This window comes from Paenibacillus forsythiae T98 (genome assembly GCF_000520735.1).
Lineage (GTDB): Bacteria > Bacillota > Bacilli > Paenibacillales > Paenibacillaceae > Paenibacillus_AQ > Paenibacillus_AQ forsythiae.
Genome location: NZ_ASSC01000730.1, coordinates 1 through 9,754, shown reverse-complemented (window position 1 = coordinate 9,754; position 9,754 = coordinate 1). Strand labels below are relative to the sequence as shown.

Below are 9,754 nucleotides of genomic sequence, written 5' to 3'. Positions count from 1 at the left end.
GACATCCCGCCCAGCCTCATCGGCTCCTTCAGGTCGATGATCTCGTCGCTGTACAGCGAGACGAGCGGCACCTCCGAGGTGCCCGCAAGCCAGCGGTTCTCCCCGCTCAGCTCATAGGTCTGCTCCTCTCCGCCGGGGAAGAAGCCGGTGCGCACCAGCGTTTCCGGGCGGACGATAGCCGGAACGTCCATGACCGTGAAGCCTCTGGCGGTCAGTACGTCAAGCGCGAGCCGCTGCACCGCGAGATGCAGATACAGCCCGTCTCCCTTCAGCGTATAGCTGCGCGGTCCGCCCGCCTTCACGCCGCGCGGAATGTCGATAATGTCATGCCACTCGCCAAGCTCCACATGATCCCGGGGAACGAAGCCGAATGCGGCCGGCTCCCCGCAGCGGCGGATTTCCACGTTGTCCTTATCGCTCTCACCTATGGGTGTGTCCTTCGACACGGGATTGGGCGCCCGCAGCATCAGCTCCCGGCATGTTGTCTCCGCTGCGGCGAGCCGCGCTTCCACATCGGTCAGCCTTGGGCCGATCTCCCTGACCTGCTCCTTGGCCGCCTCACCCTCCGCGAGCTTCTCCTGGCGCAGCAGCGCCTCGATTTCTTTGGTAAGCGCATTGCGCCGCGCTCGCAGCTCCTCGGTCTCCTGGCGCAGCCCGCGCCGCCGGTCGTCCCATTCCAGCAGCTCATCCAGCGGGAAATCGACGACCTTTTTCCACCTGGCGGTCTGTCTGACAACCTCCGCATTCTCCCTCATCCACATCATGTCCAGCATAACCGTTCGCTCCTTTTTGTAAAAAAATACAAAAAACGCCCTCATCCATGGGACGAGGAGCGTCAGCTCGCGGTGCCACCCAGGTTGACCGAACCCGGCCTCACGCGGCGGTATTCGATCCTCTTTGGTCTTCGCGGTAACGGGCGAAACCCGGTAAACTTAGAGAGCGGTCCTGATGCCGCCCCGGTCGCAAACGCCTCACGGTTGGATGCCGGTCATGGGCCTGATCGGGATGTGATGTTGCCGTTTAGTATAGCGCAGGAAGACGCCAATGGCAAGGAGGGGAAAGCGGAGAAATCCGTCCGATCCGCCTACGTTGACAACGCTATTGTCCCTTTGTTACGATAATTTAAATTTAAGTTATTGTCAGTTTGGCGGGGGCGTGCTCCCTGACTGACAGAAGAGGTGGAAAGTGGCCAAGATTGTTGTAATTAATGGAACGCCGTCCCTCGTATCGCGCATCAACGCGGTGATCGAGTATGCAGAGAATGCGCTTGGCGGCAAAGGATTTGAGGTTGAGCGGATCAATGTGGCGGAGCTGCCGCCGGAGGATCTGATTCATACGAAGTTCGAGAGCGAGCACATTGTCAAAGCGAACGGCCTTGTAGCCGAAGCGGATGCGGTGATCGTTGTAAGTCCGGTATACAAGGCTTCCTACACAGGGGTGCTCAAGACGTTTCTGGATCTCGTTCCTCAAAAAGGGCTTGCCGGAAAAATCGTACTCCCGCTCTTTATGGGCGGCAGCCTTGCGCATCTGCTCACGATTGATTACGCGCTGAAGCCGGTGCTGTCCGTGCTGGGCGCACGCCATATCCTTGGCGGTGTGTACGCGGTGGACTCCCAGGTGGTGCGGAATGATCTCGGAGCGGTGGAGATTGCCGAGGAGCTGAAGCTGCGGCTGGACAACGCGCTGGATGAGTTCGCGGAGGAGACAGAGCAGAAGGCCGCCCGCAAGACGCGGGACTAACCGGCTTGAACGGGCGAATTCCGGGATGAAGGCCCCACAACTGAACAAAGGATCGTGCAGCACCAAAAAAAGCAGTCTGTCCTCAACCCGGGACAGGCTGTTTTCGCTTTTTCAGCGTATATCTCGCTCTCTTGTCTTCCGTAATCGGCCTGCTGCTCCGTTCCGCTTAGTATAATATGACTATTTATTTAATTGACACAGAAAAATAATCATGCTAGATTTCATAGTAAATAAGTAGGAATAGTTTACATTAGAAAAAAATGGGGGAAGGGTCATGAGTTCATTGGTTGGTGCGCTTAAAGCGAAGAGCAAGTGGAGATTTCTTGGACTGCAGCCGGGAATCGCGTTATTGAACAGGCTATCTTTTCTCGGAAAGTTTACTCTAATCGGGGCGGCTGTGCTGATTCCCGTGCTTGTACTGGCAGGTCAATCCGCAGTCGAGTCCCGCAGCTCGGTCGCGGTCGTTAAGGGCCAGATTGACGGGCTGAAGGCTGTTCAGACATCGGGCGGACTGTTGCGGCTGCTTGAGCGGCATTCTATTGTACAGGCAGGGACCTATGCGGGGATACCGGATACCGGGGAGCTAAAGACAGTCGAAGCCGAGGTCGACAAGACTCTGGCGTCCCTCAAGTCCGACCTGACGGCATTCCCAGGCGATGCATCGCTGCAGAAGAAATGGAACGAATACATAGACCAGTGGAATGCGGTGAAGACGGAAGGGCTTAACTTAAGACGCCTGGAAAGCCTCGAAGCACATAAGCAGCTGTTGAGCCGGACGGTGGAGCTGATCGACCTTCTGGGATTGAAGTCGGAGCTTCTGCTGGAGAATGATCCGGGGCTGTTCCTGATGAAAGAGGAGACATTACGTAAATTCCCCTCGTTCCTGCTTCAGCTAGGACAATTCCAGACCGATACGCTGACTGCGGTAACGCAGACCACCATCGACGATGCTGTCAAGAACACGATAGCCGCGGATTGGGACGCCGTGCAGAGCAGGTGGGAGAGCATTTATGCGCCGTCTGCGGGCGCTGCCGAGCAGGACCCCGAGCTTAAGGCGGTGAGAGCTGCGGATGCGGGCACGCAGGAGAGCGTCGGGCTTGCGCTGGACAAAGTGGAGTCCGGGGTGCTGCTGCCGCTAAAGATCGCGATGAATCAGGAGGAATGGCTGAAGCTGTCGGAGAACGCGCTGGACCGTTCCTTTGCGCAGTGGAATGAACGAATCCGCTGGGTCAACGACAGATTGGAGCGGGAGGTCCAGGATGGCAACCGGCAGGTCTTCTGGACTCAGCTGATCGGAGGAGGGGCGATTCTGCTCTCTCTGTATTTGTTCACGGCGCTTTACCGGTCGATTACCCGTGTAGTGACCGAGATCAAGCAGGCCGCCTCCCGGATGGCCGAGGGGGATCTGTCGGCCCGGTTTCACGTTGACACGAGAGACGAGCTAAAGGTTATAGCGGACAGCTTCAATCATATTGCCGAGTCGTTCAAATCCGTTCTGACGGAGATCGGCCAGTCTTCCAGCCAATTGGCGACCTCCGCCGAGCAGTTGTCCTTAAGCGCCGAGCAGACGTCCAAAGCTTCCGGGCATATTGCGGGGATTACCGAAAAAATCGCAGACGGTGCAGGTCTTCAAGTGCTTAAGGTGGAAGAAAGCGTACATACCGTTCATGAGGTCGCCGCGCAAATTCAGCAAATCTCTGAACGGGCGTTATCGGTTGCGGAAACGACAACCACCGCCTCCGACAAATCGTCCAAAGGCGGAGAAGCGGTCCGGATCGTTACGGAACAGATGAAATCCATCAGCGGCTCTGTGGACAGGGTGGGGAAGGTCATTGTCCGGCTGTCGTCCATCTCCCGGGAAGTCGGACAAATGAACGAAGTCATTACGCAATTGTCGCAGCAGACCCATTTATTGTCGCTTAACGCCGCCATTGAAGCGGCCAGGGCGGGCGAGCACGGACGCGGCTTCTCGGTCGTTGCCGAAGAGGTGAAGAATCTGGCCGAGCAGTCGTCCGGGTCGGCCGAGCAGATCGCCGGCCTCATTGACACCATTCGCTCGGATATCGGTCATGCGGCGAACTCCATGCAGGAGGCCACGAAGGAAGTGGAGCTTGGGATGGAGCTTGTGCATACGGCGGGCAGCTTATTCACCGAGATTGAACATTATGTCGATGAGGTGAAGAGTCAGGCTCAGGAAGTATCGGCGGCCACTCGGCATATCTCAGCCGGTACAGGCCATGTTGTGCAGGCGTTCAAAGGCATTTCCGCCGTGGCGCATACCACGGCGTCCGGAACGCAGGATGTCTCCGCCGCGGCTCAGGAGCAGCTGGCATCGATGGAAGAGATGTCTTCCTCCTTCGTTGCCGTAACCCATATGGCGGAAGGGATGCAGGAGCTGGTCAACCGCTTCCGGCTGTAGGGATTGTTATCTCCTTCCAGTTGTAAACAGAAGGTACTCGCAGTGCCGGCTTGCAGTGGCAGCAAACGAATCCATTCTCCGCTTAAGCGGGAATGGGTTCGTTTTTAGTTGGACGTATAGTGATGCATGTTCTAGTCCAAGGGTTCCGTGCTTTGTCTCGTCCCGGTATCCGAAGCTCGTTGCACCGCATCGATCAATGTATGGACGGCCAGTGCCGTATGGAAATCGGGAGCCAGACGGGTATTCTCCTCAAGATCGCTGTAAATCTGCCTGTACAGCCCCGCCAGATTGAACGCCGGACCGGCCGCCAGACCCGCAGGCTGCAAAATATACTGCGGCGGAATGGGCAGCTCGCCCAAGGCTTTGCCCGGCTGCGCTCCCTTCAGCGTGAAAGAGTCAATCTGGAACATGAAGTTCTCGTTCGATTGCAGGAGCAAGTCTCCTTCTGTCCCGTTTATTTCAATGGAAAGACTACCTATATGGGTATTGCGGATGTGGGTATTCATGACCGCTCCGCCCGCCCATTTACCGGTGATGACGACATGGTCGGGCGACGTGGATTGAACGATCTCGCCTGTTTCCATCACGGGTATCCGGTCTGCCTGCGTTTCCAGAACGGCCGACACTTCTGAGAAAGGTCCGAACAGAAACGTCAGCCCGTCTAGCAAATGTCCGGCGGTAATGGTTAAATGATTCGCTCCGTTTGTCTTGTCCAGCATATAGATCCGGGATTGATTGATCTGCTTCGACCGCGAAGGGAACAGAGGCAGCGCGTAATTGCAGTGTACAGCCCGGACTTCTCCGATGTATCCGTCTGCGATCAAGTCTTTCAGGTAGCGGACAGCCGGGTTGGCCCGGGATTGCAGTCCGGTAAAATGGCGGACGCCCTTTGCTTCGGAGGCTTGGAGCAAGCGAGCGGCTTCAGCGGATGTTCGCCCGAGCGGAAACTCGCAAAAGACCGATTTTCCGGCGCTCAGAGCGGCTTGTACCAGCTTCTCATGCTCGGGGACTTTAACCGCGATTGTAACCAGATCGACGTCCGGATGGAGGGCAAGCTGATACGGATCGGTAAAAGCATAGGGGATGCCAAAGCGCTTCGCCGTTTCCTTGGCGCTGTCTTGACGGGTTGTGCAGACGGCGGCAGCCTGAAATTCAAGAAGCGTGAGCAATGCCGGAAGGTGGGCAATCCCTCCCCAGGAGCCCTTCATATTCGCTCCGATGATGCCGACTCTTCGTTTGTTTTTTTTCATCACACCCAACTCCTTGTTTATGGAATGTATGTCAGGATAAAATGCGGCTATAACGTTACGATAATACAAGGACTGAGTTCATGTAAGTGGGCACTTTTTAGTTCACGGGCGGGAGTATCACGGGAAGCTTAAACGGGCATAGGCTTGGGGAGGAGCCTGATATTGGAAGAGAATGAGAGGAGCGGCGTTCAAAAAAATTCAGGACCCTGACGGTGGTGGTCAGAGTCCATTTTTTCTTACAAATCGTCAAATCCGTTGTCGTCGCCCACCTTGCCGTAGTTGCGGGACTTCGCTTCGAAGAAATCGGTCTTGGTCGCGTTCAGCGCCTCGTCGGAGAAAGGCTTGATCCACGGCATGCAGTTCACATCAACGCCCGGGTACGCTTTGTCCAGCCCCATCAGGGTGAGGCGCTTGTTCGCAATATATTTGATATAGTCGCTCAGTTCGGCAAGGTCGATGCCGCGCACCTCTTGCAGTGTGTAATGCGCCCAGTTCGTCTCAAGCGCAACGGCCCGGTCGATGGTCCGGTATACATAGTCGATATTTTCCTTGGTGTTCAGCTCCGGGAAGTCCTCAAGCAGCTGCTTGAACACTTCGGCGAAGAAGTAGCAGTGCTGGTTCTCGTCGCGCTGGATGTAGGAGATCATCTGGCTCGTTGCCATCATTTTCTGGTCGCGGGCCAGGTTGTAGAAGAAGGCGAACGTGCTGTAGAAGAAAATTCCCTCCAGAATCAGGTCGGCCACCAGCGCCTGGAAAAAGCTCTGCCGCGACGGGTTATCGCGAAACTCCTGGTAAATCTCTGAAATAAACTGGTTGCGCTCCAGCAGAACGGGATCATGCTTCCAGTATTCAAATATCTCCTTCTGCTCCCGCTCGGAAACGATCGAGGAGAGGACGTAGGAATACGACTGGTTATGCACGACCTCCTGCTGTCCGATAATCGCCGAAATCGCCTCAAGCGAAGAGTCGGTAAAATAACGCTTCACGTCGCTGACGAACATGGTCTGCATCGAATCGAGCACGGCGAGCAGGGAAATGTTGATCTTGAACACGCGCTGCTCTTCCGCATCCAGCAGCGGGAACTGCTGGGCGTCCTTGGACATCGGAATTTCGTCGGCAATCCAGTGGTTCAGCAGCAGCACCTTGTACAGCTTGTACATATGCGGCATGCGGATGTCGTTCCAGTTCAGAATGCCGGAGCATTCGCCTTCGATAATGCGGGTGGATTGGTTGGGGGCTTCGGTGTTGAATATTTTTTGCAGCTGCATGGCTGGTCACTCCTTAATGCGTTTGTCTTCTGCGAAGCTGAAAATGATCGCTCGCAGAGTCGGCTGAATGCCCGGCACAGAACCGCACCTACAGGGAATGCTTGAGCTTCCGATCGCTGTTATCCTCTGATTTCTTGACTGGAACACCCTGGCGGGTGAAATCCGGGGATAAAGGCGACCGCTGACGCTTCTCCAGCTTCAAGCTTCCCCTCCGGTGCTCGTTGCCAAGCTTTAGCTAAACGGTGTGCTGAATTTTCAGCTTGCGCAGGACTCGCACTCCTCGATCGTCAGCGCGCGGCTGCGCACGTAATAGGTCGATTTCAGTCCGCCCTTCCAGGCGTTCAGGTGCAGGTCCAGGAACTCGGTCGCCTTGATATCCGGGCGCACGTACAGGTTGAAGCTTTGGCCCTGGTCGACATGGCGCTGGCGGGCCGAAGCCATGCGGATGGACCAGTTCTGGTCGATCAGGAACGCCGTCTTGTAGTACCAGATCGTCTTCTCGGACAGGTCGGGGGCCGGGTTGGCGATTTTGTACGTCGTCTTCTCCTCGTAGGAGAGCAGCTCGTAGAGCGGGTCGATGCTGGCTGTCGAGCCGGCGATGATCGACGTCGAGCCGTTCGGCGCAATCGCGAACATCCAGGCGTTGCGGACGCCGTCTCTTGCGACCTCTTCCTTCAGAGCGCGCCACTGCTCAGCCTTGACGAATTTGCCTTCGCGCTCGCCGCTGGTGTAGCCGCGCAGTTCAAAGTACGCGCCCGTCTCCCAGTCGGAGCCAGCGAACTTCGGATAGCGGCCCTTCTCGCGGGCCAGTTCCATGCTGGAGCGGATGAGCAGGTAGTTGATATGCTCGTACAGATGGTCGTTGTACTCCACCGCTTCCTCGGACTCCCAGCGGATGCCTTCCAGCGCAAGCAGGTGATGCAGGCCGAAGGTGCCGAGGCCGACGGCGCGGTACTGGCTGTTCGTATACTGCGCCTGGAGCACTTCAATGTTGTTGATATCGATGACGTTGTCCAGCATCCGCACCTGAATCGGAATCAGGCGCTCCAGCACTCCGGCCGGAACGGCGCGGGCGAGATGGATCGAGTTCAGGTTGCAGACGACGAAGTCGCCGGGAATTTTGGAGATAACGATCCGGGTCTGGCCATCCTTGGTAAGAAGCTCCTCCTGCTCGACCACGGTAGCGGATTGATTCTGCATAATTTCCGTACAGAGATTGGAGGAGAACACCATGCCCTTGTGGCGGTTCGGATTGGCCCGGTTGACCGTGTCACGGTAGAACATGTACGGCGTCCCGGTCTCCAGCTGTGATTTCATGATCCGCTTCATAATGTCGATGGCCGGAACAGTGATGCGGGTCAGCTCCGGATGGGCGGACGCTTCGGCGTATTTCTCGCGGAATGATCCTTGCCCGAACTCTTCGTCATAGAAGTCTTCCAGGCCAAGGGCGCGGCCGCTCGCATCCTTCCAGCCCATGACCTTCTTCACTTCATGCGGGCAGAACAGATTCCACTGTCCCCGCGCTTCCACGGCTTCCATGAACAGGTCAGGCAGGCAGACGCCGTGGAAGACGTCGTGGGCGCGCATGCGCTCGTCGCCATTGTTCAGCTTGAGATCCAGGAAGGCGAGAATGTCCTTGTGGAACACGTCGAGATAGACGGCGATCGCGCCCTTGCGGGTGCCAAGCTGGTCGACGCTGACGGCGGTATTGTTCAGCTGGCGAATCCAGGGGATGACGCCGGAGCTTGTGTTCTTGTGGCCGCGAATGTCGGAGCCGCGGGCGCGCACCTTGCCAAGGTAGACGCCGATACCGCCGCCCATTTTGCTGAGACGGGCCACGTCCGTATTGGAATCGAAGATGCCTTCCAGCGAGTCGTCGACGGTGTCGATGAAGCAGCTGGACAACTGGCCCGCGACTTTTTTGCCCGCGTTGGACATCGTCGGAGTGGCGGCCGTCATATAGATGTTGCTCATCGCCCAGTAGGCTTCCTTCGCCAGCTCCAGACGCTTCTCCGCAGGCTCCTGATGCATCAGGTACATGGCGATGACCATGTAGCGCTCCTGCGGCAGCTCCATAACGCGCCCGTCGAAGTCGCGGGCCAGGTAGCGGTCGGATAGCGTAAGCAGCCCGATGTAATCGAACAGCAGGTCGCGCGACGGGTCGATGCAGGCCCCTAGTTCCTCAATCTGCTCTTTCGTGTAGGCGGTCAGCAGCTCCTCGCGGTACACGCCTTTTTTGACGAGGCCTTCAATCAGCGGATACAGCGCGCCGTAAGGCTCGTCCGGGTAAGCCTTGTAGCGGCGGTTGACCGCCGCTTTTTTATAGAGGGAGGTCAGCAGGGAGCGGGCGGCGGCGAACTTCCAGTCCGGCTCATCCTTGGTCACCAGCTCCAGCGCGCTCATGGTAAAAGCATTACTGATCTCCTCGCCGCTGACCTCTTCGCGCCGCAGCTTGGCATTCACGCCGCGCAGCAGCCTCTCTTTATTCAGGCTATCCAGTCCGCTCAGAATACGGTCGGCATATACGGAGAGGCGAATTTCATCAAAAGCAAGCTGGCGGTTGTCGGGCTTCACTACGAGTTGGGGCATTACGATCGCTTCCTTTCATGGTGTAAATGATTTATGGGATGAATAGGTATAGGGTATGAATGATTCAGAGCCTAAGAGCCTGGCAGGAGGCGAGGCTCTTATTGGCGGGTGGGGTTGTCTGAGCTATATATGCGTTTAATTTTCAATATCAAAAATTGAACTATTTAAGCGCACAAAAACGCCCTTGACCGGCTTGTTAGCTGGAACTTCTCCTACTAAATACTTCGAAACAAGGGGCCGGTTTTAAGCTTAGCGGAAATTCCCCTCCTAATTTTTCGTTTCAGGCGAAAAAGGGAGGAAACCGAGCAAATTAGCGGAAGAATTTCCGCCTAAGTATGTTTCTGACAACTCTATGATGCTAATTAGCGGGGGGATTTCCCATTAATACGAGGAAGGGGTAGGCAATGTTCGATCCATTGGATTAGGCAACACTGCCCGGCCTCCCCTCCACAGCAGCACCCACTTGTTTCACACTGCGCAGCACCTTA

At 56.5% G+C, this 9,754-nt stretch carries 6 protein-coding genes; 2 read left to right on the top strand and 4 right to left on the bottom strand.

From position 1 onward, the window contains the following. On the bottom strand, positions 1-773 hold a 773-nt coding region (locus L692_RS0122230; RefSeq protein ID WP_025702191.1), incomplete at its 3' end, for a hypothetical protein. A gap of 412 nt (positions 774-1,185) precedes the next feature. On the opposite strand from L692_RS0122230, the gene ssuE reads away from it, so the two are divergent. Both ssuE and L692_RS30840 read left to right on the top strand, forming a co-directional pair. Beyond that, a complete protein-coding gene (gene ssuE, locus L692_RS0122220) occupies positions 1,186-1,740 on the top strand; it encodes an NADPH-dependent FMN reductase (protein WP_025702189.1) in 555 nt (184 codons plus the stop codon). A 274-nt stretch (positions 1,741-2,014) separates the two neighbouring features. Beyond that, positions 2,015-4,159 (top strand): methyl-accepting chemotaxis protein, encoded by a 2,145-nt coding sequence (locus L692_RS30840; protein WP_025702188.1) that lies wholly within the window; start codon positions 2,015-2,017, stop codon positions 4,157-4,159. A 131-nt stretch (positions 4,160-4,290) separates the two neighbouring features. On the opposite strand, the gene L692_RS0122210 is transcribed toward L692_RS30840, so the two are convergent. The 3 genes from L692_RS0122210 to L692_RS0122195 all read right to left on the bottom strand — a co-directional run bounded on the left by L692_RS0122210 (position 4,291) and on the right by L692_RS0122195 (position 9,266). Continuing rightward, positions 4,291-5,409 carry a Gfo/Idh/MocA family protein gene (locus tag L692_RS0122210; protein ID WP_025702187.1) on the bottom strand — a complete coding sequence of 373 codons (1,119 nt, stop codon included), beginning with the start codon at positions 5,407-5,409 and terminating at the stop codon, positions 4,291-4,293. 236 nt (positions 5,410-5,645) lie between these two features. Next, the gene (locus L692_RS0122205; protein WP_025702186.1) at positions 5,646-6,677 is read right to left on the bottom strand and encodes a ribonucleotide-diphosphate reductase subunit beta; all 1,032 of its coding nucleotides are present in this window, start codon (positions 6,675-6,677) and stop codon (positions 5,646-5,648) included. Between the two features lie 255 nt (positions 6,678-6,932). After that, positions 6,933-9,266 (bottom strand): ribonucleoside-diphosphate reductase subunit alpha, encoded by a 2,334-nt coding sequence (locus tag L692_RS0122195; protein ID WP_025702185.1) that lies wholly within the window; start codon positions 9,264-9,266, stop codon positions 6,933-6,935. Positions 9,267-9,754 lie beyond the last annotated feature (488 nt).

Excerpts from the sequence above, each read along its gene's own strand:
- L692_RS0122195 (WP_025702185.1), bottom strand. The coding sequence starts at position 9,266 with ATGCCCCAACTCGTAGTGAAGCCCGACAACCGCCAGCTTGCTTTTGAT.
- L692_RS0122210 (WP_025702187.1), bottom strand. The coding sequence starts at position 5,409 with ATGAAAAAAAACAAACGAAGAGTCGGCATCATCGGAGCGAATATGAAG.
- L692_RS30840 (WP_025702188.1), top strand. The coding sequence starts at position 2,015 with ATGAGTTCATTGGTTGGTGCGCTTAAAGCGAAGAGCAAGTGGAGATTT.
- L692_RS0122205 (WP_025702186.1), bottom strand. The coding sequence starts at position 6,677 with ATGCAGCTGCAAAAAATATTCAACACCGAAGCCCCCAACCAATCCACC.